This is a genomic window from Rhodopseudomonas sp. NSM (assembly GCF_052445935.1).
Taxonomy (GTDB): Bacteria; Pseudomonadota; Alphaproteobacteria; order Rhizobiales; family Xanthobacteraceae; genus Rhodopseudomonas.
In genome coordinates this window covers 139,996-163,982 of record NZ_JBQTCH010000003.1, presented here as the reverse complement: position 1 = coordinate 163,982, position 23,987 = coordinate 139,996, and the positions used below count along the sequence as shown (strand labels likewise).

The window sequence follows — 23,987 nt, the reverse complement described above, 5'->3', positions numbered from 1 at the left end:
TTACCGCAGGGATCGATCCATGAAACTCAAGCTTCTCGGTTTGGCATTCGGCGTGTCGCTGGCGCTGTCGACAACGGCGCTTGCGCAGGACCTCAAGATCGCGGTCGCAGGACCGATGACCGGCAGCGAATCCGCGTTCGGACGGCAATTGAAGAACGGCGCCGATCAGGCGGTCGCCGATCTCAATGCCGGCGGCGGCGTGCTCGGCAAGAAGCTCGCGCTGGAGGTCGGCGACGACGGCTGCGATCCCAAGCAGGCGCGGTCGATCGCCGAGAAGCTGGCGGGCGACGGCATTCCGTTCGTCGCCGGACACTTCTGCTCGTCGTCGTCGATCCCGGCGTCGGAAGCCTATGCCGACGGCAACGTGCTGCAGATCACCCCGGCCTCGACCAACCCGCTGTTCACCGAGCGCAAGCTTTGGAACGTGCTGCGCGTCTGCGGCCGCGACGATCAGCAGGGCCTGATCGCCGCCGAGTACATCACCAAGAATTTCAAGGGCAAGAACGTCGCGATCCTCAACGACAAGACCACCTACGGCAAGGGCCTCGCCGACGAGACCAAGAAAGCGCTGAACAAGGCGGGCTTCCAGGAGAAGATGTTCGAGTCCTACAACAAGGGCGACAAGGACTTCAATTCGATCGTCTCGCGGCTGAAGCGCGACTCCATCGATCTGGTCTATATCGGCGGCTATCATCAGGAAGCCGGCCTGATCCTGCGCCAGATGCGCGACCAGGGCCTGAAAACGGCGATGATGGCCGGCGACGCGATGAACGACAAGGAATTCGCCTCGATCACCGGCCCGCTCGCCGAGGGCACGCTGTTCACCTTCGGCCCCGACCCGCGCAACAAGCCGACCGCGAAGGCGATCGTCGAGAAGTTCAAGGCCAAGGGCATCGATCCGGAAGGCTACACGCTCTACACCTACGCCGCGTTCCAGGTCTGGTCGCAGGCCGTCGCCAAGGCCAAGACCACCGATCCGAAGAAGGTGATCGACACCATCAAGGCCGGCGAATGGGACACCGTGCTCGGCAAGATGGCGTTCGACGCCAAGGGCGACATCAAGGCGATCGACTACGTCGTCTACAAATGGGACGCCAAGGGCAACTACGCCGAGATCAATCCCGGCAAGGCGATGTGAGGCCCTGAGCTTTCGATCGTCATTGCGAGGAGCGAAGCGACGAAGCAATCCAAACAGTGTTTGCTGCTCTGGATTGCTTCGCTACGCTCGCAATGACGCTGAAACAACGGTGCAAAGCCGTCACCGCCCGGCTTCGACCGGGCGGCCCAGTATTCCAGAGCACGCATTCATCACCTCAAGGCTCTGGAATACTGGGTCCTCCGCTTTCGCGGAGGATGAGGGCATTGCGAATTCGATGCGCCGCGGTTGGTCCACGGCGACTACCTCACCCGATCGTCCCCAGCACCGGGAACGTGTTCAGCAGCCAGATGCTGACATCGGTGATGGCGCCGGTGAGGAAGGCGATGCCGGTCAGCACCATCAGCCCGCCCATCACGCGCTCGACGGTCGCCAGATGCTTCTTCATCCGCGCGAACAGGCCGGAGAACTGCTCGACCATCAGCGCCGCGAGCAGGAACGGCACGCCGAGGCCGAGCGAGTAGATCGCCAGCAGGCCCGCGCCCTTCGCCACCGTGGCTTCGGCGGCGGCGACCGACAGGATCGCGGCGAGGATCGGGCCGATGCAGGGCGTCCAGCCGAACGCGAAAGCCAGCCCCATCACATAGGCGCCCCACAGGCCCATCGGCTTTGGAATCGGCAACCGGCCCTCGCGCATCAGGATGTTGAGCCGCGTCAGGCCGAGGAAATGCAGTCCCATCAGAATGATGACGATGCCGGCGACGATCGCGAGTTCGGCCGACCAGGCGCGGATCAGGCCGCCGACCAGGCTGGCGCTGGCGCCGAGCGCGATGAACACGGTCGAGAAGCCGAGCACGAACATCAGTGCGGAGATCATCACCGCGCGCTTCGAGGTGCGCTGGGATTCGTCTGCCGCGACGTGTTCGATGGTCGCGCCGGTCAGATAGATCAGGTATGGCGGCACCAGCGGCAGCACGCAGGGCGACAGGAAGCTGACCAGGCCGGCGATCAGCGCCGCGGGGATCGAGACGTCGTGGATCATGCGGCTACATGCACCTGCGCCGCGCAGCCGCGCAAGGCCCGCCGCGGCGAGCTTCCGCAGCTTGTGATCGCGGCGTGAGGGGTTGCTTCGACGAAGTGTTTAGGCCGACAATGTCGCTCCCCTCGTGATTTTCGCCCCTGGAACTGCCTTGAAGAACCTCATCACCGACATCGCCGGCGTCCGCGTCGGCCACGCCCATGACGAACGCCTGGCCTCCGGCGTCACGGCGATTCTGTTCGACACACCTGCGACCGCCTCGATCGACGTCCGCGGCGGCGGGCCGGGCATTCGCGACGGCGTGCTGCTGGAGCCGGTCAATACCGTCGAGCAGGTCGACGGCTTCACGCTGTCGGGCGGCTCGGCGTTCGGGCTGGATTCCGGCGGCGGCGTCCAGGCCTGGCTCGCCGAACAGGGCCGCGGCTTTCCGATCGGCACCGCGACGATCCCGATCGTGCCCGGCGGCGTGATCTTCGACATGCTCAATGGCGGCGACAAGGCGTGGGGCCGGTTCTCGCCCTATCGCGAGCTCGGCTATCAGGCGGCAGCCGCCGCGAGCGACACCTTCGCGCTCGGCAGCGTCGGCGCGGGACTCGGCGCCACCACGGCGAACTACAAAGGCGGCCTCGGCTCGGCCTCCGCGACGACGCCCGCCGGAATCATGGTCGGCGCGATCGCGGCGGTGAATGCGATCGGCAGCGTGACCATCGGCGACGGCCCGTGGTTCTGGTCGGCGCCTTACGAAGTCGGCGACGAGTTCGGCGGCTGCGGCATGCCGCAGCATTTCACCGAAGAGATGCTGGCAGTGAAGATCAAGGGCGCCGCCGCCGCGACCGCGGAGAATACCACGCTGGTAACCATCGTCACCGACGCGCTGCTGACCAAGACGCAGGTGAAGCGGCTGGCAATGATGGCGCAGACCGGTTTCGCGCGCGCTATCTATCCGGTACACGCGCCGCTCGACGGCGACGTGGTGTTCGCGGCCGCGACCGGCAAGAAGCCGGTCGATCCGCTCGCGGGGCTGACCGAACTCGGCGCGATCGCCGCCAACACCGTGGCGCGGGCGATCGCGCGCGGCGTTTATGAAGCGACCGCGCTGCCGTTCAAGGACGCGCAGCCGGCATGGCGCGACCGGTTCAGGCGCTGAGCGACACCGACGAGGTCGCAGCCGACTGCAATTGCGCTGCCTGGCGCTGGATCATCTGCTCGATGAAATTGTAGGACGACGACGCCCGCGCGCTGCTGGCGCTTGCGGCCGAGGTCGTCGACACCTTGGAGCCGTCCGCATAAGTGATCGAGGTCGTCACCGAGCCGTCCGCATTGGTCACGCTGGTGGTCGACGCGCCCGAGCTCTCCTGCGACCCGCCGCCGCCCGCCTGAGCCTGCTGGCCCCTGCCCTTCAGCGCCGAGGACAATTCGTCGAGGCTGACCGAGCCGTCGTTGTCGGCGTCGAGCTTGGCGAACACCTTGTCGGCATTCTCGACATTGGTGCCGCCGGCGCCGAGCTTGTCCTGGAATTCGGACTGGCTGATGGCGCCGTCGCCATCGCCGTCGAGTTGCGAGAACAGATCCTTCAGCGCGGAGTCGCGGCTTTTCGTGGCGGTGGTCGACGCGTCGGTGGTCGACGTCTGGCTCTGCTGCTGCGCCGCGAGCAGCGCCTGCATCATCTCCGGCGACAGGCTGCTCGACGGCGACGCACCGCTGCTCGACGACTCGGACAGCGACGAGCTGCTGCTCTTCGAGTTCGAGGTTTCGAACGGGTTGCTGAAACTGGTGGTCTTCGTCGACGAGCTCGACGACGACGTGGAGCTCAGCGAATTGAGCAATCCGGACAGCGCACCGAGCGCGCCGAGGGCTGGCAACATGACGAGACTCCGTTCAACGCCGCGGACGGCGGCCGCAACTACGCACGCGCATCCTGTGGCCTCGTTCAGCAATCGCCGTGCCAGGGCGCCGGGGCTTGGAATTGCAGGGGTTTTCGTCGCGGCGCGGCGCCGCCCGGGCGGAAATTCCTGCCGCTCCGGCAGAACCTGCCGGCCCGCCGCCCGCGTTGCGGCGGCTTGCCGGGCCGCATTGCGAGGGGCCGGCTCGCGTGATAGCGAGGCTGACCCCCTCTCACGCCGGAAGCTCCCATGACCCAGCTCGCGCCTCGCCCCCTCGTCATCGCGCCGTCGATCCTGGCGTCGGATTTCTCCAGGCTCGGCGAAGAGGTCCGCGCGGTCGATCAGGCGGGCGCCGACTGGATCCATCTCGACGTGATGGACGGGCATTTCGTGCCGAACATTTCCTACGGCCCCGACGTCATCAAGGCGATGCGGCCGCACACCAAGAAGATCTTCGACGCGCATCTGATGATCGCGCCGTGCGATCCCTATCTCGAAGCCTTCGCCAAAGCCGGCTGCGACCACATCACCATCCACGCCGAAGCCGGTCCGCATCTGCACCGCTCGCTGCAGGCGATCCGCGCGCTCGGCAAGAAGGCCGGCGTCTCGCTCAACCCGTCGACGCCGGCCTCCGCGCTGGAATACGTCATCGACATGATCGACCTGGTGCTGGTGATGTCGGTCAACCCCGGCTTCGGCGGCCAGGCCTTCATCCCGAGCGCCATCAACAAGATCCAGGACATCCGCGCGATGACCGCGGGCCGGCCGATCGACATCGAGGTCGATGGCGGGGTGAGCGACAAAGTGTCGGGGCAATTAGCCGCTGCCGGCGCAAATGCGTTCGTGGCGGGCAGCGCGGTGTTCAAGGGCGGGACTGTGGAGAGCTACAAGGCGAATATCGACGCGATCAGGAACGCGGCGGCGATGGCGAGGGGGGAAGTGGTTTAATCCTGCCGTAGGGGCACCAGATAGCTCCGCAACTGATGACATCAGTGGGCACGCTTCGCTTTGCCCACCCTACGACAACACTCGTAGTAGATAACACCGTCATTGCCGGGCTCGACCCGGCAATCCATCCTCTTCGCAAAGTCTCCTCATGTCGCGCTCACGCGCGCGATGGATGCGCGGGTCAAGCCCGCGCATGACGTGAGTGAGGGTAGCGAGCGCTGCTACCATCTCAGCAGCCGTCATCCTGAGCGCCGTCATCCTGAGGTGCTCGCCCGCAGGGCGAGCCTCGAAGGATGCGGACACGGGTGTGCGGCCCATCCTTCGAGGCTCGCTGCGCTCGCACCTCAGGATGAGGTTGTCCATGTTGATCGACCTGTCAAACAGCCACCTGTCAAACAGCCACGCGAATTCCTTCTCGCGGCTCTGCTGAGCCCGAGGTTTGCACCCGTCGCTTCGCAGCGAGGGGTGGGGGCGCGCCGAAAGGCGCAAAGGTGGTGAGTGTCGCGATGGCTTTGCGGACCATCGCGCAACGCCTCGTCGGCGCGCCCACCGCGGCGGTTTTGGGCATCGGGACCGTTCTTCCGGGAACACAGCGGTGCGGGATCTCCCCGGCCTTGCTGCGCCCGTCCAGCCACGAAAGCGGCAGCCGCTCGTAGTAGCGGCGGACGGTGACCTCTGCCTCCCGGACGTGTGCTTGCGAGGCACACGCGCAGGACGCCGCGTCCGTCCGACCCCACCGGCAACATGCCGGCGTCATCGAACCATCGTTTCGGACCGGTGACCCGGCCCGTCGATCTGTCCCGCTTTTACGACGCCTCGCGAAGCGCCCCTTACGGACAGGACAGGGCGGACTATAATCATAATAGGATTATTGTCAAGGGGGTGATCTGTCGCATCCGCCCGCGCCGCGGATTACTTCTCCCGCTGATTGCTCGGGATGTCCTTGTATTCGTCGATCTCGGTGCCCTTGCCGTCGAGGCCGCGGCCGGGTGGGCGCTGGGCCTTGTCGCGATTGCTGAGGATATCGTTCTTGCGCACCTTCTCGTCTTCGAGTTCGGACATGGCGCCCGTTCCGCTGCGTTGTCCTGCCGGCATGACGATCTCCTTTGCGTCGGTTGAGGTGACCAACCCGCCGGCGGCCGAAAAGGTCCCGTTGCCGGCTGCGGCCAATGGCGACGTGGTGAACCGGCCGTCGCGCCCGCATGACCTAACGGCATGGCTTCTGAAACGACGATCCCCGGCGCGTTCCGCTCCACGCTGTTCGAAGCGCCGTTGCGGCGCGCGCTCGATGCCGCGCTGCAACCCGGCGAGCGCGTGCTGTGGCAGGCGCAGCCCGATGCCTGTGCGGCGATGATGATGGTGCGGGCGCTGTGGTGGATCGGCGTGCCTTGGCTGGCGCTCACCCTGATGGCGCTGTCGCGCGGCTGGCTCGGCGACTGGATCGGCTTGCCGCTGCTGCTCGGCGTTGCGCTGGTGCTGGGGCCGTTCGTCGTCCTGCTGCACCACCTGCACACGCTCTATGTCGTCACCGATCGGCGCGCGCTGATCCTGCGCGCCGGGCTCGGCCGGGACGGCGCGGTGGCCACCGATTTCGGCGCGATGAACCAGCTCGAAGTGCTCGACATCCGTGGCCGCCGCGGCCATCTCAGCTTCGCCTCCCGCGCCTCCACGGCCTCGCCCGACACCGACTTCACCGGGCGCTACGGCTTCCGCTTCCTGCCCGACGTCGCGGCGGCGCGCGGCGCCCTGGAAGCGGCCCGCGGCGCCGCCGGCGCGCGCAGGCGCCGCTGAACGCCGCGGCAATTCGGTGGCCTCCCCGCCCCCCGTCTGCTAAAGCGCGGCGTAATCCCCAACACGAAGAGTCTGTGATGATCCCGCGCTACACCCGTCCGGAAATGGCTGCCATCTGGGAGCCGCTCACCCGCTTCAAGATCTGGTTCGAGATCGAGGCCCACGCCTCGGACGCGCAGGCCGCGCTCGGCGTGATCCCGAAAGAAGCCGCGGAGACGATCTGGGCCAAGGGCAAGGACGCGGCGTTCGACGTGGCGCGGATCGACGAGATCGAGCGCGAGGTCAAGCATGATGTCATCGCGTTCCTGACGCATCTGGCCGAATTCGTAGGTCCCTTGTCGCGCTTCGTGCATCAGGGCATGACCTCGTCGGACGTGCTCGACACCTGCTTCAACGTGCAGCTGGTGCGCGCCTCCGACATCCTGCTGGCCGATCTCGACAAGGTTCTCGCGGCGCTGAAGACCCGCGCGTTCGAGCACAAGATGACGCCGTCGATCGGCCGCTCGCACGGCATCCACGCCGAGCCCGTGACGTTCGGCCTGAAGATGGCCTATGCCTACGCGGAATTTTCCCGCGCCCGCGACCGCCTCGTTGCCGCGCGAAAAGAAGTCGCGACCTGCGCGATCTCCGGCTCGGTCGGCACCTTCGCGCATATCGATCCGCGGGTCGAAGAACACGTCGCCAAGGCGATGGGCCTCGCGGTCGAGCCGGTGTCGACGCAGGTGATTCCGCGCGACCGCCACGCGATGTACTTCGCCACGCTGGGCGTGATCGCCTCGTCGGTGGAGCGGCTCGCCACCGAGCTGCGGCATCTGCAGCGGACCGAAGTGCTCGAGGCCGAGGAGTATTTCTCCGAGGGCCAGAAGGGCTCGTCCTCGATGCCGCACAAGCGCAACCCGGTGCTGACCGAGAACCTCACCGGCCTCGCCCGGATGGTGCGCGCCTATGCGATGCCGGCGATGGAGAACGTCGTGCTGTGGCACGAGCGCGACATCTCGCACTCCTCGGCCGAACGCATGATCGCGCCGGATTCCACCGTGACGCTCGACTTCGCGCTGAATCGACTGGCGGGCGTGATCGAGAAGCTGGTGGTGTATCCCGACAACATGGCGAAGAATCTCGACCGCCTCGGCGGCCTGATCCATTCGCAGCGGCTGCTCACCGCGCTGACCCAGAAGGGCTGCTCGCGCGAGGAGAGCTACAAGCTCGTGCAGCGCAACGCGATGCCGGTGTGGCGCGGCGAAGGCGACTTCCTGACGCTGCTGAAAGCCGACCCGGACATGAAGAAGTACATGTCGGATGCCGAAATCGAGGAGCAGTTCGACCTCGGCTATCACCTCAAGCACGTCGACACGATCTTCCGGCGGGTGTTCGGGGAGAATTGAGCTACGCGCGCGTTCACCTCTCCCCGCACGCGGGGAGAGGTCGGCGCGCATCGTCAGATGCGCACCGGGTGAGGGGGCGTTTCGACGAGGCCGAGCGGCTGCGACTCGCCTCGCCCCTCACCCCAACCCTCTCCCCGCAAGAGCGGGGCGAGGGAGCGCGCCTCGCCGCGCTGGAACGCCTTCCCTTGCCGCAACGCAGCCTCGCGCAAAAAACAACCGAAAACTAACCAAGCTGCGATAGGCTCGCGCCGTGTCTGGGCATCCGAACATTCTGGTTTTCGATTCCGGCCTCGGCGGGCTGACGGTGCTGCGCGAGGTCGTGAAGGTGCGGCCGGATGCGCGCTACGTCTATGTCGGGGACGACGCGTTCTTTCCTTACGGCCAGCGCAGCGAGGAGGCGGTGATCGGCCGCGTCGTGCCGCTGATGGGCGAACTGATCGCCGCGCACGCGCCGGATCTCGTGGTGATCGCCTGCAACACGGCCTCGACCATGGCGCTGGCGCCGCTGCGGGCGCGCTACCGCGTGCCGTTCGTCGGCACCGTGCCGGCGATCAAGCCGGCCTGCGCGGCGTCCAGGACCAAGCGGGTGTCGGTGCTCGGCACCAGCGGCACGGTGCGGCTGGAATATACCCGGGCACTGATCCGCGATTTCGCCGGCGGCTGCGACGTGACGCTGGTCGGCTCGGTGCATCTGGCCTCACTGGCCGAAGCCGCGCTCGGCGGCGCCGATGTCCCGGACGAGGCGATCCGCGCCGAGATCGCGCCCTGCTTCGTCGACGGCGACGGCAAAGGCGGCCGCACCGACAGCATCGTGCTCGCCTGCACGCATTATCCGCTGCTGCTCGACCGGCTGGTGCGGCTGGCACCGTGGCCGGTGGACTGGATCGATCCTGCGCCGGCGATCGCGCGGCGGGTCGTCACGCTGCTCGGCGCGGGTTCCGGCCATGGCGACGATCCCCGAGTCCAGATGGTATTCACGTCCGGACGACCGTACCGCATCGCCGCGACCATTTCGCCGTATTTTGGCGGCCACATTTCGGCCTGAATGCTTCCCGCCGTGCTCCCATGCTGCTAGTTTCGAAGGCAGGAAGGAGCCGCAATGACCACGAGAACCCTGATCGCTCTCGCTTTTGTCGCGCTCGCGGGCGCCGCCTTCGCCCAGCAGCAAGGTGGCATCAAGCGGACGCCGCTGCAGAAGGTCGAGTTCCCGGACGGCTACGTGACGATCAGCGGTCTTGCGGAACTTCCGCCCGGCGGCAGCATTGGCCGCCACACCCATCCGGGAATCGAGACCGGATATCTGCTGGAAGGTGAAGCTGTAATGATCATCGACGGCCAGGCCGACAAGCACCTCAAGGCCGGCGATTCCTATTCGATCCCCGCGGGCGTCGTGCACGACGCCAGGGTCCACGGCGACAAGGGCGCCAAGGTGATGGCGGTCTGGGTGGTCGACAAGACCAAGCCGCTCGCCACGCCGGCGCCATAGCCCGTGCGCGGAACCATTCGACGCATACCGCTGGGTCGGCGGCTGGTTGCCGACCTGATGTGGGCCTCCGAGGGCGTACCGCTGATCACCTATCAGCGCAGGCTCGATCTGCGGCCGATGGCACAGGCGCGCGCGCGGCTGACCTCGCCGCCGGGCTTCGCCGCGATCATCGCCAAGGCGTTCGCGCTGGTGGCGCGGGAGCAGCCGGTGCTGCGCACGCTGGTGATGGATTTCCCGTGGCCGCATTTCTACGAGCTGCCGCGCAGCGTCGGGGTGATCGCGATCGCGCGGCAGATCGACGGCGAGGACAGCGTTCTGGCGCAAAAGCTGGTCGCGCCCGACGAATTGTCGCTGGCCTGCGTCGATGGCCTGATCCGCGAGGCGCAGTCCGCGCCGGTCGAGCAGGTGCCGATGTTCCGCAAGCTGATGCGGATCTGCGCGCTGCCGTTGCCGCTGCGGCGGTTCATCTGGTGGGGCGGGCTGTCGCTGGCCCGGCAGCGGGCGAATTATTTCGGCAGCTTCGGGCTGTCCTCGGTGTCGGCGATCGCCGCCGGCGACCTCTACCCGATCAGCCCCGGCCCCTACATGCTGAGCTTCGGCCGGCTCGACGACGACGGCGGCCTCGACATGGTGATCCGATTCGACCACCGCCTGATCGACGCCGCACCGATCGCCCGGATCATGACCCGGCTCGAACAGGTGCTGAACACCACCATCGCCGGCGAATTGCAGGCAATGCACGGCACCCAGGCGGCCAAGCCGCCGGTCCGGGTGGTGCGGGTGTAGGCTCCGAAGGCGGCCCTTGCTCCCCCGGCCGAATTGACATCCCCCCGGTTTCTCCCTAGAAAGCGGCCAACAACGCGGGCCTTTCGGCCCGCGTTGCGTTTCGCGACCCGTGGTCCACCCCTCTTATGCTTTGGGGCCGGACCTGTCGGCGGCGGGAATTTTCCGGCCGCACAGGAGGGCGCGTCTCCTCATCCATGATCAACCGAGGACGCGATGACAAAGCGCAGTGAAGCCAAGTATAAAATCGACCGCCGGATGGGCCAGAATATCTGGGGCCGCCCGAAGAGCCCGGTCAACCGCCGCGAATACGGCCCCGGCCAGCACGGCCAGCGCCGCAAGGGCAAGCTTTCCGACTTCGGCGTGCAGTTGCGCGCCAAGCAGAAGCTCAAGGGCTACTACGCCAATATTTCCGAGCGCCAGTTCCATTCGATCTATGTCGAGGCGACCCGCCTCAAGGGCGATTCGGGCGAGAACCTGATCGGCCTGCTCGAGCGCCGGCTCGACACAGTGGTGTACCGCTCGAAATTCGTCTCGACGATGTTCGCGGCGCGCCAGTTCATCAATCACGGCCACATCAAGGTCAACGGCAAGCGCGTCAACATCTCGAGCTACAAGGTTCGGGTCGGCGACCTGATCGAGGTCAAGGAATCCTCGAAGCAGCTCGCCTTCGTGCTCGAAGCGAGCCAGCTCGCCGAGCGCGACGTGCCGGACTACATCGAGGTCGATCATAACAAGATGACCGCCAAGTTCGGGCGCATCCCGGCTCTGTCCGACGTGCCCTTCGCGGTTCAGATGGAGCCGCATCTGATCGTCGAATTCTATTCGCGCTGATCGCTGCGCGAGACTGCTTTCTTCGTACTGATTGCTGCTCAGTCCGATGCATCGAGGCCCCGGTTCGCCGGGGCCTTTTTGTTTGTGTTGCATGGTGGGCGCTGTCAGCGACCACCCTCCCCTCCAGGGGAGGGTGAAGACGCATCCAACTCCATCACCTGACCACCCACTTGAGTTAGCCGCTTGAAGTACGTGTCCGGCTCGATCAGTTGGTACGGAAAGTATAGGCCGGGCGGCGTCGGGGCCTGGCCGTCGAGGCCGAGCAGGCGTTCGAGCAGCAGCGCGGTGCCGAGGCCGGTCAGCGGCATCTGGCCGGCGGGATGGATGATGGCGTGACGGCGGCGCAGTGGGCGACCTGCGTGATCCGTACCCGTCAGTTCGATGATGATCTCGGTCGACAGCGGCTCGCCGCGCCGGCGGCTGGAGCTGACGCCGACGGCAAGGCTGAAGCGAACGTTCGGCGCCCCGGTTGCGGTGGCAAGGCCCAGCACATCGTTCGGGGAAAACGCCGAGGCCGCCATTTCCGTGCCGTCGACGGCGCGGAAACTGGTCGTCAGATCGTCGCCGCTCCGCCACACATAAGCACCGCCCTGCCGGACCAGGGCAACCGGCATGGTCCGGGTCTGTCGTTCGAGATCGGCCTCCGCGGCCGGGCCGTACGCATCCTGCTCGTCGAGCAGTGCGCCGATTGCGATGTCGTCGATGCGGCTGAATGCTCTGGCGAAGGCGAGCGTCGACACCGTCGTGCCGCCGACCATCCACTCCGTGCCCAGCACCACCGGCGCGGCCTGCGGCCGGTGCATGTAAGCGGCAACTTCCGGCCCGAGCTCGATGATCCCCGGCGAGATCGACAGATGCGGCACACCGCGCGCCTGAGCAAGGCGCAGCGCGGTCAGGCGCTGGTCGGTGAACAGCGTCGCGATGGCGCTCACGGGACGATCGCCGAGGCCGAGATCGGCGGCGGTGTCGTCGATCGCCACGCTCTCTGCGTGAAGTTCGGCGGCCGCCTGTTCGGCCCGCGCCCTATCCCGGCCGCCGATCAGCAGCGGCACGGCGGGATGAACGGAGCGCAACGATCGCGCGGTCCAGCGGCCGACATGGCCGGCGCCACCGATCAGGAGAATCGGAGAGTTTGTCATTGATCACCTCACTGGCTGTGTCTAACTTACCAATCGTAAGTTAACGAACTTACCAATGGTAGGTTTCATGGCAAAATCGAAAACATCGCGTGGCAGCGCAACTATTGCGGAACCCGCCGGCCGGCTGCCGAAGGCGGAACGGCGGCGGCAGTTGCTCGACACGGCGCTCCAGATCGTCCGCGACGAAGGCGCCGACCGGCTGACGCTCGGGCATCTCGCCGAGCGCGCGGGCGTGTCCAAGCCGATCGCCTATGATCACTTCGGCACGCGATCGGGGCTGTTGATCGAGCTCTACAAATCGATCGATGCCGAACACGCCGACGCGCTACGCGCGGCGCTGGCGAGCGGGCACCGCAGCCTGAAGGACACCGCACAGCTGCTGGCGTCTGCCTATGTGCATTGTTCGGCGAACACCAGCGGCGAATGGCAGGCGATCGGCGCGGCACTGGCGGGCAGCCAGGAAAAGGACGCCGTGTATCAGCAACTGCTCGACAACTATGTTCAGCTGTTCGCCACCGCGCTGAAGCCGCACACGACCTTGCCGCGCGCCGAGCTCATGCGCCGCTGCGTCGGCATGATCGGCGCCGGGGAAGCGCTGTCGGCCGCGATGATCCGTGGCCAATGCCGCGAGGCGGACGCCGCCGCAGCCTTCGCCGCGTTGATCCTCGGCGGGCTGCAACGGCCGGCGTGACGGCTGCAGCCCGCCGAAGAGGCTCTATTCTGTCGGCGCGGGAATTGGTCTAGCTTGCCGCCATGTCCTACATCCCTCCCCGCCCCGATCCGCAGGCACCTCCGGTGCACATCAACCTGCTGTCCGACACCCAGACCCGGCCGACGCCGGCGATGCGCGATGCGATGGCGCGCGCCGAGGTCGGCGACGAGCAGACCGGCGACGACCCGACCGTCAATGCGCTGAACGAGCGGGTCGCCGCTCTGCTCGGCAAGGAGGCCGCGGTGTTCCTGCCGTCCGGCACAATGTGCAACGTCACCGCGACGCTCGCCACCTGCCGGCCCGGCGACGAGATCATCGCGCATCGCACCGCGCATATCCTGTCGCGCGAGGGCGGCGCCCATGCGGCGCTCGGCGGCTTCCAGATCACGCCGCTCGACGGCGACGGCGGGCAGTTCTCGCTGGCCGCGTTCCGCGCGGCCTTGCATCCGCGCTCGCGCTACGAGCCGCCGCAGACCATGGTCAGCGTCGAGCAGACCGCCAATATCGGCGGCGGCACGATCTGGCCGCAGGCGACGCTCGACGCCGTCGCCGCGGCTGGCAAGGCGGCCGGCCTCGCCACCCATATGGACGGCGCGCGGCTGATGAATGCAGTCGTCGCAACCGGCATCGCGGCGAAGGACATGACCGCCGGCTGGGATTCGGCGTGGATCGATTTCAGCAAGGGCCTCGGCGCGCCGGTCGGCGCATCGCTGGCGGGCTCGCGCGCCTTCATCGACGAGGTGTGGCGCTGGAAGCAGCGGCTCGGCGGCTCGATGCGGCAGGCCGGAATCATCGCTGCGGCCTGTAACTACGCGCTCGATCATCACGTCGATCGGCTGGCCGAGGATCACGCCAATGCGCGGGCGCTGGCCGCGGCGCTGGCGCAGATCGCCGGCGTCGAGGTGCAGGAACCGCAGACCAACCTGGTGTTCTTCCGGCCCGACGGAGCGGGCGTGGCCGGTGATGCCATGGTTGCGGCACTACGCCGGCGCGGCGTGCTGCTGGCGATGATGGACGGCCGGATCCGCGCCTGCACCCATCTCGACGTCAGCCGCGCGATGATCGACGAAACGGTGACGCTGGTTCGGGAGATTTTGCGCGGCGCATAAACGCAACGCGCGCCGCTGGTGAGCGACGCGCGTCGGTGGGGTGTCGGCGAACGCGCCCGAAAAGCGGCGCGTTCAGACGGCAGTGATGTTTACAGGCAGATGCGAACGCCGGCAGCGTTGACGACGCAGGCGCCCGATCGGCCGCCGCCGCGAACGCGACCACGATCGCCACGACCGCGACCACGGCCACGGTTATAACCGCGACCGCGACCACGGCCCCGACCACGATCACCGCGCTGCGCGGACGCCTCAGTCGTGGTTGCACCAGTGATCAGCGCCGTCGCGCCGACGAGGCTGAAGCAATAGATACTGGTCAGAATTGCAGCCGCGAGAACGCGCGACACGAGGCTCTTGCGACCGGGTTGGGTGTAAGTCATGAGAATCCTTTCCATTTGGGCGACGGGACGGTGGGCCCAAATTGTCGCAGGGTCAATTCCCGAAGGGACTTTCGGTTCAGCGCTGTTTGCGCGGGCGTGGAGCCACACTGCGCGCCGCGTGCGGAGCAAATTCAGCGTCGCAGCGGCGGAAATGCAGTGAATCGCACGAGCCTCGCGGCTGCGTCATAATGAAGCGGCCTGGGATTTCCCGGTTAGTTCGGTGCGGAGATCGAGCAATTGATACGCCCGGGCGCCGAACCCGCGTTCAGTTGTCCAGCGCCTCGTAGACCAGTTTCTTGAGTTCGCGCTGAACCGGCTGGCGCTGCGACGGGGTCTGTTCCATCAGCACGAAGAACATCTCCTGCTTCGGATCGACCACAAAATAGCAGCCGCTGGCGCCGTCCCATTTCAGCTCGCCCAACGAGCCGGGCGGCGGCGGCTTGGCGTTGCCGGGATCGGTGCGGACGGCGAGGCCGTAGCCGTAGCCGAAGCCGTCGCCGGGGAAATAGAAGTGATCGCGCGCGATGCCGGAGGCAGGGCCGATCTGATCGGTGGTCATTTCCTTGAAAGCCGCTTCGCTGAGATAGCGCTTGCCATCGAGTTCGCCCTTGTGCAGCAGCATCCGCACGAAGCGGATCACGTCCGACGGCGTCGAGGTCAGGCCGCCGCCGCCCGACTCCCATTTCTTGACGATATCCGGCCGGCTCGGCCGCCCGACGCGAAAATCGGCGTCGTTCGGCATCGGCTGCGCCATCCGCGCTTTCTGCCCGTCTTCGGCAAGGTAGTAGCGCGTGTCCTTCATGCCGAGCGGGTCGAACAGCTTCTCTTTCTGATACTCGTAGAACGGCTTGCCCGACGCCACCTCGATGACGCGGCCCAGCACCTCGTAGGAATTGCCGTAGTCCCACAGCGTGCCGGGCTGCTCCTGCAGCGGCACTTTCGCGATCCGGTCGGCGAATTCGGCGTTGCTGGGGTCGCCGTCGTAGATCTTCGCAGCGGCGATCGCCTTGCGCACCAGATTGTCGCCGTAGAAGCCGTAGGTGATGCCCGAGGTGTGCAGCAGCAGGTCGCTGATTTTGATCGGCCGCTTCAGCGTCTCGAAATCGAGATACTTCTCGCCGTCCTCGCGCTTCTTCTCGACGCCGACCTTGGTCTCGGCGAAGGCCGGAATGTACTTCGCCACCGGATCGTCGAGCTTCAGCTTGCCGTCGTCGACCAGCATCATCACCGCGACGGCGGTGAACGGCTTGGTCAGCGAGGCCAGCCGGAAGATGGTGTCGTCGGTCATCGGCGCCTTGGTGGCGACGTCGCGCACGCCGAAATACTTCTGATACACCGGCTTGCCGCGCTGCTCGATATACACCACCGCGCCCGGGATCTTGCCCTCGGCGATGATCTGGTTGAAGAACGCGTCGATGCGCTCGAGTTTGGCCTGCGAGAACTGCGCGCCGGGCGGCGGGTCGAACGTTCCTTCGGCAAAAGCGGAACCTGACATCCGGCACGCAGCGAATGCGACCAGAGCTGTCGCCAACAAAGCTCGCGCGGCGCGACGTAACGTCATCAGACTCTCCCGATTGGTGCGGCGATGGATGGTAGCGGTCGCGCCGAGCTAATCAAGAGGCCAGGACGGCCAGCGCGGCGCGATGCAAATCTGCGCCCGGCGCGGAGAAACAGCAGAACAGCACCCTCGTCACCGACGGCGCGCTGCGCAGCGCGTCGATGCAGGCGGCGACCGCGATCGGCGCGGCGCGTTCGGGAGGAAAGCCGTAGATGCCGGTGGAGATCGCCGGAAACGCCACCGAGGCGAGGCCGTGCTGCTGGCACAACTCCAGCGCGCGGCGATAGCAGGACGCGAGCGCTTCGTCCTCGCCGGAATCGCCATCGCGCCAGATCGGGCCGACCGCATGGATCACATGCCGCGCCGGGAGGTCGTAGCCGCGGGTGATCTTGGCGTCGCCGGTGGCGCAGCCGCCCAGCGTGCGGCAGGCGGCCAGCAATTGCGGCCCCGCGGCGCGATGAATCGCCCCGTCGACGCCGCCGCCACCGAGCAGCGCGCCGTTGGCGGCGTTGACGATCGCGTCGAGCGAAAGCGTGGTGATGTCGGCGACGACGACCTCACAGGTCGCCGCGCCGGTCCGGCGTGCGAAGGTGCTCAGGCCGCGGCCTTGATGCCCTTGTCGGTGAACAGCTTCTGCAGTTCGCCGGCCTGGAACATTTCGCGGATGATGTCGCAGCCGCCGACGAATTCGCCCTTCACGTAAAGCTGCGGAATCGTCGGCCAGTTCGAGAACTGCTTGATGCCGTCGCGCAGCTCGGCGTTTTCCAGCACGTTGTGGCCCTTATAGGCGACGCCGACGTGATCGAGGATCTGCACAACCTGACCCGAGAAGCCGCACTGCGGGAACTGCGGCGTGCCCTTCATGAACAGCACGACGTCGTTGGTCTTCACTTCGTTGTCGATGAATTGCTCGATGCTCATGACGGATCCTTTTGCGGCGCGGCCGGCTGACCACCAGCGGCCGGGTCGAGTGGGGATATATGTATCCCGAAAACGCTTTGCAGCCCAAGTAAAATGCCCGACAGGCCGACTGAGGTTCTGATTTGGCTCAAGGAATCAGCGCCTTGGGCGCGGCAATCCGCCCTGCTGCCGCGGCGGCACCCCGGCGCGGACCGTACGGTTGCGGCCTTACATCCGTGAAACGAACGCCTATGTCCGAGACTGTGGAACCGCTGCCGGACAGCGGCGTTTTGCTTTTAAACCGGAGTCGCTCGTGCCGAACATGTCCTCTGCCGCAGCCTCTGTGGTCGTTTCTTCCCCTTCTTCCGACATGACGGCCCCTGCTCCGGCCGGCCGCCTCGCCGAGGCCTATCGCGCCGTGCGCGACGAGACCGAGCGCCGCGCGGCGCCGCTCGGCCCCGAGGATCAGGTGGTGCAGTCGATGCCGGACGCCAGCCCGGCGAAATGGCACCGCGCGCATACGACATGGTTTTTCGAGCAGTTCCTGCTCGGGCCGCACAAGCCGGGCTACCAGGTCTTCCACCCCGACTACGCCTATCTGTTCAATTCCTATTACGTCTCCGCCGGCCCGCGGCACACCCGCGCGGCGCGCGGGCTGCTGACGAGGCCGGGCGCCGACGACGTCACCGCCTATCGGCGCGCGGTCGACGATTCGATGCTGGCGCTGTTCGCCGAAGCCGACGAAGCGAAGCTGCAGGCGCTGGCGCCGCTGGTCGAGGTCGGGCTGAACCACGAACAGCAGCATCAGGAATTGCTGCTGACCGACATCCTGCACGCCTTCGCGCAGAACCCGATTCCGCCGGCCTACGATCCGGCCTGGAAGCTCCGCGCCGCCGACCGCAGCGGCGCGGCGTGGGTGGATCTGCCCGAGGGCATCCATGCGATCGGCCATGCCGGCGACAGCTTCCATTTCGACAACGAGAAGCCGGTCCATCGCGCGCTGGTCGGGCCGGTGAGGCTGTCGCGCCATCTCGTCACCAATGCCGAATGGCTGGAATTCATGGCCGACGGCGGCTATCGCACGCCGACGCTGTGGCTGATGGACGGCTTCGCCGCCGCCGAACGCGAGGGCTGGGAAGCGCCGGGCCACTGGCGGCAGATCGACGGCGAGTGGAAGATCATGACGCTCGGCGGCCTGCAGCGCATCGATCCCGACGCGCCGGTCTGCCACATCAGCTATTACGAGGCCGACGCCTATGCGCGCTGGGCCGGCAAGCATCTGCCGACCGAGATGGAATGGGAAGTCGCGGCCCGCGCCGGGCAGCTCAACGACGCCTTCGGGCTGGTCTGGCAGTGGACCCGCAGCGCCTACGCGCCCTACCCGGGCTATCGCGCCATCGAAGGCGCGCTCGGCGAGTACAACGGCAAGTTCATGGTCAATCAGCTGGTGCTGCGCGGTTCGTCCTGCGTAACACCGGCCGGTCACAGCCGTATCACCTATCGCAACTTCTTCTATCCGCACCACCGCTGGCAGTTCACCGGACTCCGGCTCGCCGATTACGACGTCTGACTATCCAAATAACTGCGCCGCGCGCGCATCCGGGAGACCGCCCATGAATATGCACGTCGCCGTGCACGCGCGAGCGCACCAGCTCGATCCGCAGACGCAGACTTTCGCGGCCGACGTGCTGGACGGCCTGTCGCAGCCGCAGAAATCGCTGTCGCCGAAGTACTTCTACGACGACGCCGGCTCCGAGCTGTTCGTCGAGATCACCAAGCTGCCGGAATATTACCCGACCCGCACCGAGCTCGGCATCCTGCGCGACCGCGCCGGCGAGATCGCCGCGCTGATCCCGCCGAACGCCGCGATCGTCGAATTCGGCGCCGGCGCCACCACCAAGATCCGCCTGCTGCTCGCGGCCCACGAGGTCGCCGCCTACGTGCCGGTCGACATTTCCGGCGACTTCATCACCGCGCAGGCCGCGGAGCTGCGCCGCGACTTCCCCGAACTCGCGGTGTATCCGGTCGCGGCCGACTTCACCGAGCCGTTCGCGCTGCCCGAGGCGGTGCGCGATCTGCCGAAGGTCGGCTTCTTCCCCGGCTCGACGCTCGGCAATTTCGAGCCGCAGGACGCCGCGCGCTTTCTGAATAGTGCCCGCGACATCCTCGGCGACGGGGCGCGGCTGATCATCGGCGTCGATCTGGAGAAGGACGAGCGGCTCATGGTGCCGGCCTATGACGATGCCGCCGGCGTCACCGCGAAGTTCAATCTCAACGTGCTGGAGCGGATCAACCGCGAGCTCGACGGCGACGTCGAGGTGCCGGCGTTCGCGCATCGGGCGATCTACAACCGCGATCTGCACCGGATCGAGATGCATCTGGTCAGCCTGCGCGACCAGACCGTGCGCATTCTCGGCCAGCCGATCGCGTTCCGCGCCGGCGAAACCATCCACACCGAGAACAGCTACAAATACAGCCTCGCGCGTTTCCGCGCGCTGGCGCAGGACTCGGGCTGGACGCTGAAGAGAAGCTGGACCGATGCAGATGGATTGTTCTCGGTGCATGCGCTGGAAGCCGACGGCGCGGCCGTCTGACGCGTGCGCGGCGTCTCGTCGACGGGCGATTGTGCAGGGCGATGCTTGCAGCCGGCGCGTGCCACCCCCATATCCTGCGAGTTGGTAGTCCTGCCCGCAGGGCCGCGATGCGAGGCCCAGCCGCGGCCGGCCCGCAGACTCGACCCGGATTAGACGATCAAATCAGCACATCGGCGGCGTCGGTGATCTGATAACAACGACATCATTCGCGAAACGACATCATTCGCGATGAGACCCTCCGCGCCGCGATGCGCGATGCAGGGTCGGGAAGCCGGGGCGGCGTTCGCCCCCGCCACGATGGTCATCGCCTCTTCGCCTCCAATCACCTCAGTCCGGGTGGCGCACGCACGCGCACCCTGTGCCTTTCATCAAAGTGCGTTCGCAGGACTTCCGCCATGCCCCCGAGCACCAATCCCGCCGCCGATCCGCCGACCGCCGACATTCGGCTGTGGACCCGCATCCTCGCCGAATACGGCACCCCCAATCGCGCCCGCAGCATCGCCGAGCTGGTGATCACCGCCTTGCCGCTGATCGCGCTGTGGACCGCGGCGTGGTTCGCCTATTCGCTCGGCCATGCCTGGGCGTCGCTGCTGATCGCCGTTCCGGCGTCCGGCTTTCTGCTCCGGCTGTTCATGATCCAGCACGATTGCGGCCACGGCGCGTTCTTTCGCCAGCGGCAGGCCAACGACTGGGTCGGCCGAATCATCGGCGTGTTCACGCTGACGCCGTACGATTGCTGGCGTCGCCAGCACGCCACCCATCACGCCACCACCGGCAATCTCGACCGCCGCGGCACCGGCGATCTCGATACGCTGACAGTGCAGGAATACACCGGCCTGCCGTGGTGGGGTCGCCTGAAATATCGCCTCTATCGCCACCCGCTGGTGATGTTCGGGCTCGGCCCGGCCTACGTGTTCCTATTGCAACAGCGGCTGCCGGTGGGCCTGATGCGCGACGGCTGGCGGCCCTGGGTCAGCGCGATGGCGACCAATCTGGCGATCGCCCTGATCATCGTGACGCTGACCTGGTTCATCGGCATCAAGGCGTTCCTGCTGGTGCATCTGCCGATCATGCTGCTCGCCGCCACCGCCGGCGTCTGGCTGTTCTACGTCCAGCATCAGTTCGAGACCACGAACTGGGAGCACAGCGAGCGCTGGAATCTGCAACAGGCGGCGCTGCACGGCAGCTCCTATTACGACCTGCCGGAGCCGCTGCGCTGGCTGACCGCCAATATCGGCATTCACCACGTCCATCACCTCAGCAGCCGCATTCCCTATTATCGGCTGCCGCGCGTGCTGCGCAACCATCCCGAACTCGCCGGCATCGGCCGCATCACGCTGTGGCAGAGCTTTCGCTGCGTGCCGCTGGTGCTGTGGGACGAGACCAGGCGCCGGCTGGTGCCGTTCGCCGCGATCAAGAGCCGCTGAGCGAGGGCTCGTGCTGCGATGTCTGCGCGAAGCGCGGGCGCACCCGTGCGCCGGCTACGTCGATGTCGCGGGCTCGGCGGCGACGTCGCGCACGACGCGCCGGCCGCGCGCCTCGCTGGCGCATTTTTCGACGTGGACCTCGCGGTTGATCACCTGCAGGTTCGGCAGGCCCCAATAGCCGAGCAGCTCCGGCCACGGCGCATCGCGATGCTGCCGCCAGACCTGAAACAGCGGCACGCGGTGATCGACCTCGGCGGCCTTGAACAGGCGCCGGTTGGTCTCGCGGCAGCGCCGGCCCTGCAGCCGCCGCAGCAGCTTGGTCTGTCCGCTCGGCGCGTTCCAGAATTGCCACGCCGTGACGCAGGCGCTGTGCCACGTCGCATTCCTGTTCGCGCCTGCGTTCCACAGATCGGCATGCCAGCCGAAGCGATAGACCGGCTGGCCGCAGACGCAGCAGAAACCCGGTCCCTTCGCGTAGGCCTGTTCACGGTACGGCGCAGGCGGCGTGCGGAACGTCGCCGGCCGCCCGGCCTCCGGATCACCGACCCGCCAGGACCATCCATCGGGCGCACCGCTGCGAGCCGCCAGCGCCCGCGCCAGCCGATCGGCGCGCAGCGGATGCGCGCGCCAATAGCCGTCGATCGCGACGCGCAGAGTCGCCGGCGCGTAGGCGCAGCTTTTCGCACGCACCAGCACGGCCGGGGGAAAAGCCTCCGGCAAGCGCTTCGTCAGCCGCGCAAGCGCCTGCGCGTTGGCCTTCGCCTTCTCGTCCCGCCAGTTCGACACGCGTCGTCCCCCGTCCTGCCCGAACGGTGCAGCGCCGCCGTAAAGCTTCGGTTAAGGCTGAAGGCCCGCGCAGGAGGGCTGCACGATGGCCTACTCCACCGGCGAGCGCGCGGCGGCGCCGAGCGAGACGGCTTCCCAATAGCCGACCGCGAGCAGCGCACTGGTCGTCGCCATCGACAACACTAGCGGCGGGATCAGCGGTGCCACCGGGATCAGCGCCAGCAACGCGGCGATGCCGAACATGTGCGACGGCTGCAGATGGCCGCGCACCGCGCGCTTGAACAGCAGGACGCCGATCAGAAACAGCAGCGGGCCGCCGATCGTGGCGAGAATCACCTTGGTGTCGGCGTGGCCGCTGGGATGCGCCAGCACCAGTTCGTCGCTGACCGCGGTGACGACGATGCCGGCGACGATCGGCAGATGGATGTAGGTGTAGGCCAGCCGCGCCAGCCGGCCCGGATCGTTCGCGTGCGAGATCCGGTCCGCGCCGAGATGCACGCCGATGTGGAAATAGATCCACCACATCGCGATCGCCCCGATCAGCGCCGAGGCGAAGGCGGCGAACGCGGTCGCGGTCCATTCGAGGCCGGCGAAGGTCGCGCCCGTCACCACGATCGATTCGCCGAGCGCGATGATGATGAACAGCGCGCAGCGCTCCGCCATGTGGCCGCCCTCGACGCTCCAGTCCCGCGTCGTCGAGGCGCCGAGCCGCGGCACGTAGAACCCCGCGACCGGCCCGGTGTATTCGATCGCCAGCGCGATCAGCCACAGCGCGATCCGCGCGGGGCCGTCGAGCAGGCCGCCGGCGATCCAGAATACGCCGCTGACGCACAGCCAGCTCAGGATGCGGACGAAACTGGGCCGCAGCGGCTCGCACCGTGGCGTGGTGAAGGTGGCGAACGCGGTGCGGCCGACCTGCATCGCCACAAAGGCCAGCGCGAAGGCGAGGCCGCGGCTCTCGAAGGCGCGCGGGATCGAGGTCGACAGCAGCAGCCCGGCGCTCATCAGCGCGAACAGCATCAATCGGACGCGGGTGAGTTCGGGATCGAGCCAGTTGGTGATCCAGGAGGTGTAGACCCACACCCACCAGATCGCCGACATCAGGATCAGCGCCTGCAGCGCGCCGACCGGCGTGAAATGCCCCAGCAGGAAATGCGACACCTGGGTGACGGCGAACACGAACACCAGGTCGAAGAACAGTTCGACATAGGTGACGCGGCTGTGTTCGTGCGGCCTTCGCACGCGCAACAGGTTTCGGGCAGCCGCCTGCTCCGTCGTCACAGCGCGACGCCTCGCCGCATCGTCAGGCTTCCGGCACCCCGGTCTGCAGCGCGAGCGCGTGCAGCACGCCGCCCATCTGCCCCTGCAGCGACTGATAGACGATCTGATGCTGCTGCACGCGCGACTTGCCGCGGAACGATTCGGACACCACCGTCGCCGCGTAATGGTCGCCGTCGCCGGCGAGGTCGCGAATCGTCACCTCCGCGTCGGGAATCGCGGCCTTGATCATGGCCTCGATGTCGCGGGCATCCATCGGCATTCCGAATCCTCCAGAATTTTGAACGGGGTCCGGCCGGTCGCGGCCGCATACCGTCGTCGATTTGTGCAATACTATATTGCCGTGCGCCCCTTTCAAAGCCCGCAGTCTGCGCACATCTAGCCCAGCGCCGCTCGGCTCCGCGTGTGTTCCAGGGCCGCGGCCGACCGCCTATCGCGAGGACCATCCATGAAGATCCCCGGCCCCGACCATCCGATCACGATCACGCCGAATCCGAAGCGGGTGCGCGTCACCGCCGGCGACGCGGTGATCGCCGACACCACCCGCGCGCTGACCCTGCAGGAAGCGAACTATCCGCCGGTGCACTATATACCGCGCGCCGACGCCGAGATGAGGCTGCTGGCCGCGACCGACCGCAGCACCCACTGCCCCTACAAGGGCGACGCCAGCTATTTCAGCATCGAAGCCGACGGCCGGACGCTGGCGAATGCGATCTGGAGCTACGAGGCGCCGTTTCCGGCGATGGCCGAGATCGCCGGCTACCTCGCGTTCTATCCGGACAAGGTCAAGATTGAGGAATTACCGGCGTAACAAGAGGGCTCGCGCCGGCGTCTTCAATCTTGCCGGACCGGCATGTCGCGG

General features: G+C 66.9%; 25 protein-coding genes. 15 read left to right on the top strand and 10 right to left on the bottom strand.

Annotation, left to right across the window (positions count from 1 at the left end):
- The first annotated feature begins 19 nt into the window (after window positions 1–19).
- Window positions 20–1,138, top strand: a complete 1,119-nt coding sequence (locus ACTZWT_RS09185) for a branched-chain amino acid ABC transporter substrate-binding protein (protein WP_444769371.1) — start codon at window positions 20–22, stop codon at window positions 1,136–1,138.
- Window positions 1,139–1,403: 265 nt separating this feature from the next.
- Here ACTZWT_RS09185 and ACTZWT_RS09180 read toward each other — a convergent pair whose 3' ends face one another.
- Window positions 1,404–2,138, bottom strand: coding sequence for a cytochrome c biogenesis CcdA family protein (locus ACTZWT_RS09180; protein WP_444769370.1), 735 nt, complete (start codon window positions 2,136–2,138; stop codon window positions 1,404–1,406).
- A gap of 148 nt (window positions 2,139–2,286) precedes the next feature.
- Here ACTZWT_RS09180 and ACTZWT_RS09175 point away from each other — a divergent pair, with 148 nt between their 5' ends.
- Window positions 2,287–3,282: a P1 family peptidase gene (locus ACTZWT_RS09175; protein WP_444769369.1), complete on the top strand. Its 996-nt coding sequence runs from the start codon at window positions 2,287–2,289 to the stop codon at window positions 3,280–3,282.
- Here the strand turns inward: ACTZWT_RS09175 and ACTZWT_RS09170 are convergent.
- Window positions 3,272–4,000 carry an EF-hand domain-containing protein gene (locus tag ACTZWT_RS09170; protein WP_444769368.1) on the bottom strand — a complete coding sequence of 243 codons (729 nt, stop codon included), beginning with the start codon at window positions 3,998–4,000 and terminating at the stop codon, window positions 3,272–3,274. The two genes, ACTZWT_RS09175 and ACTZWT_RS09170, sit on opposite strands and share 11 nt — an antisense overlap.
- A 267-nt stretch (window positions 4,001–4,267) precedes the next feature.
- Between ACTZWT_RS09170 and rpe the strand changes: the two genes are divergently transcribed.
- A complete protein-coding gene (gene rpe, locus ACTZWT_RS09165) occupies window positions 4,268–4,966 on the top strand; it encodes a ribulose-phosphate 3-epimerase (RefSeq protein WP_444769367.1) in 699 nt (232 codons plus the stop codon).
- A gap of 912 nt (window positions 4,967–5,878) precedes the next feature.
- On the opposite strand, the gene ACTZWT_RS09160 is transcribed toward rpe, so the two are convergent.
- Window positions 5,879–6,028, bottom strand: coding sequence for a hypothetical protein (locus ACTZWT_RS09160; RefSeq protein WP_322517984.1), 150 nt, complete (start codon window positions 6,026–6,028; stop codon window positions 5,879–5,881).
- 153 nt (window positions 6,029–6,181) lie between these two features.
- On the opposite strand from ACTZWT_RS09160, the gene ACTZWT_RS09155 reads away from it, so the two are divergent.
- The 6 genes from ACTZWT_RS09155 to rpsD all read left to right on the top strand — a co-directional run bounded on the left by ACTZWT_RS09155 (window position 6,182) and on the right by rpsD (window position 11,245).
- Window positions 6,182–6,757, top strand: coding sequence for a hypothetical protein (locus ACTZWT_RS09155; protein ID WP_444769366.1), 576 nt, complete (start codon window positions 6,182–6,184; stop codon window positions 6,755–6,757).
- Window positions 6,758–6,834: 77 nt separating this feature from the next.
- Complete coding sequence (gene purB / locus ACTZWT_RS09150; RefSeq protein WP_444769365.1) at window positions 6,835–8,142, top strand: adenylosuccinate lyase; 1,308 nt, start codon at window positions 6,835–6,837, stop codon at window positions 8,140–8,142.
- A gap of 250 nt (window positions 8,143–8,392) precedes the next feature.
- Window positions 8,393–9,187, top strand: a complete 795-nt coding sequence (gene murI, locus ACTZWT_RS09145) for a glutamate racemase (RefSeq protein ID WP_444769364.1) — start codon at window positions 8,393–8,395, stop codon at window positions 9,185–9,187.
- A gap of 54 nt (window positions 9,188–9,241) precedes the next feature.
- Window positions 9,242–9,628 (top strand): cupin domain-containing protein, encoded by a 387-nt coding sequence (locus tag ACTZWT_RS09140; protein WP_444769363.1) that lies wholly within the window; start codon window positions 9,242–9,244, stop codon window positions 9,626–9,628.
- 3 nt (window positions 9,629–9,631) lie between these two features.
- Window positions 9,632–10,414, top strand: a complete 783-nt coding sequence (locus ACTZWT_RS09135) for an acyltransferase (protein WP_444769362.1) — start codon at window positions 9,632–9,634, stop codon at window positions 10,412–10,414.
- A 213-nt stretch (window positions 10,415–10,627) separates the two neighbouring features.
- On the top strand, window positions 10,628–11,245 hold the full coding sequence (gene rpsD, locus ACTZWT_RS09130) for a 30S ribosomal protein S4 (protein WP_444769361.1): 618 nt from the start codon (window positions 10,628–10,630) through the stop codon (window positions 11,243–11,245).
- 104 nt (window positions 11,246–11,349) lie between these two features.
- Here the strand turns inward: rpsD and ACTZWT_RS09125 are convergent, their stop codons facing one another.
- The gene (locus ACTZWT_RS09125; RefSeq protein WP_444769360.1) at window positions 11,350–12,384 is read right to left on the bottom strand and encodes an NAD(P)-dependent oxidoreductase; all 1,035 of its coding nucleotides are present in this window, start codon (window positions 12,382–12,384) and stop codon (window positions 11,350–11,352) included.
- 67 nt (window positions 12,385–12,451) lie between these two features.
- Between ACTZWT_RS09125 and ACTZWT_RS09120 the strand changes: the two genes are divergently transcribed.
- Together ACTZWT_RS09120 and ACTZWT_RS09115 are read left to right on the top strand one after the other, a co-directional pair.
- Window positions 12,452–13,075: a TetR/AcrR family transcriptional regulator gene (locus ACTZWT_RS09120; RefSeq protein ID WP_444769359.1), complete on the top strand. Its 624-nt coding sequence runs from the start codon at window positions 12,452–12,454 to the stop codon at window positions 13,073–13,075.
- 62 nt (window positions 13,076–13,137) lie between these two features.
- Window positions 13,138–14,205 (top strand): threonine aldolase family protein, encoded by a 1,068-nt coding sequence (locus tag ACTZWT_RS09115; RefSeq protein WP_444769358.1) that lies wholly within the window; start codon window positions 13,138–13,140, stop codon window positions 14,203–14,205.
- Between the two features lie 642 nt (window positions 14,206–14,847).
- On the opposite strand, the gene ACTZWT_RS09110 is transcribed toward ACTZWT_RS09115, so the two are convergent.
- From ACTZWT_RS09110 to grxD, 3 genes are read right to left on the bottom strand one after another with little or no spacing between them, the layout of a single operon-like run.
- Entirely contained in the window at window positions 14,848–16,143 is a 1,296-nt protein-coding gene (locus tag ACTZWT_RS09110; RefSeq protein ID WP_444769357.1) for a serine hydrolase domain-containing protein, read from the bottom strand.
- A 52-nt stretch (window positions 16,144–16,195) separates the two neighbouring features.
- Window positions 16,196–16,738: an O-acetyl-ADP-ribose deacetylase gene (locus ACTZWT_RS09105; protein ID WP_444769884.1), complete on the bottom strand. Its 543-nt coding sequence runs from the start codon at window positions 16,736–16,738 to the stop codon at window positions 16,196–16,198.
- Window positions 16,735–17,061 carry a Grx4 family monothiol glutaredoxin gene (gene grxD / locus ACTZWT_RS09100; protein ID WP_444769356.1) on the bottom strand — a complete coding sequence of 109 codons (327 nt, stop codon included), beginning with the start codon at window positions 17,059–17,061 and terminating at the stop codon, window positions 16,735–16,737. The genes ACTZWT_RS09105 and grxD overlap by 4 nt, the downstream gene beginning before the upstream one ends.
- A 349-nt stretch (window positions 17,062–17,410) precedes the next feature.
- Between grxD and egtB the strand changes: the two genes are divergently transcribed.
- The 3 genes from egtB to ACTZWT_RS09085 all read left to right on the top strand — a co-directional run bounded on the left by egtB (window position 17,411) and on the right by ACTZWT_RS09085 (window position 21,061).
- Window positions 17,411–18,610, top strand: coding sequence for an ergothioneine biosynthesis protein EgtB (egtB, locus tag ACTZWT_RS09095; protein WP_444769355.1), 1,200 nt, complete (start codon window positions 17,411–17,413; stop codon window positions 18,608–18,610).
- 43 nt (window positions 18,611–18,653) lie between these two features.
- Entirely contained in the window at window positions 18,654–19,634 is a 981-nt protein-coding gene (gene egtD / locus ACTZWT_RS09090) for an L-histidine N(alpha)-methyltransferase (RefSeq protein ID WP_444769354.1), read from the top strand.
- A gap of 395 nt (window positions 19,635–20,029) precedes the next feature.
- Window positions 20,030–21,061, top strand: coding sequence for a fatty acid desaturase (locus ACTZWT_RS09085; protein WP_444769353.1), 1,032 nt, complete (start codon window positions 20,030–20,032; stop codon window positions 21,059–21,061).
- 54 nt (window positions 21,062–21,115) lie between these two features.
- Here ACTZWT_RS09085 and ACTZWT_RS09080 read toward each other — a convergent pair whose 3' ends face one another.
- From ACTZWT_RS09080 to ACTZWT_RS09070, 3 genes are all read right to left on the bottom strand, one after another.
- On the bottom strand, window positions 21,116–21,847 hold the full coding sequence (locus ACTZWT_RS09080; protein WP_444769352.1) for a hypothetical protein: 732 nt from the start codon (window positions 21,845–21,847) through the stop codon (window positions 21,116–21,118).
- 90 nt (window positions 21,848–21,937) lie between these two features.
- Window positions 21,938–23,095: a low temperature requirement protein A gene (locus tag ACTZWT_RS09075; protein WP_444769351.1), complete on the bottom strand. Its 1,158-nt coding sequence runs from the start codon at window positions 23,093–23,095 to the stop codon at window positions 21,938–21,940.
- A gap of 55 nt (window positions 23,096–23,150) precedes the next feature.
- A complete protein-coding gene (locus ACTZWT_RS09070; protein WP_444769350.1) occupies window positions 23,151–23,387 on the bottom strand; it encodes a BolA family protein in 237 nt (78 codons plus the stop codon).
- A 186-nt stretch (window positions 23,388–23,573) separates the two neighbouring features.
- On the opposite strand from ACTZWT_RS09070, the gene ACTZWT_RS09065 reads away from it, so the two are divergent.
- Window positions 23,574–23,936: a DUF427 domain-containing protein gene (locus ACTZWT_RS09065; protein ID WP_444769349.1), complete on the top strand. Its 363-nt coding sequence runs from the start codon at window positions 23,574–23,576 to the stop codon at window positions 23,934–23,936.
- Window positions 23,937–23,987: the final 51 nt, after the last annotated feature.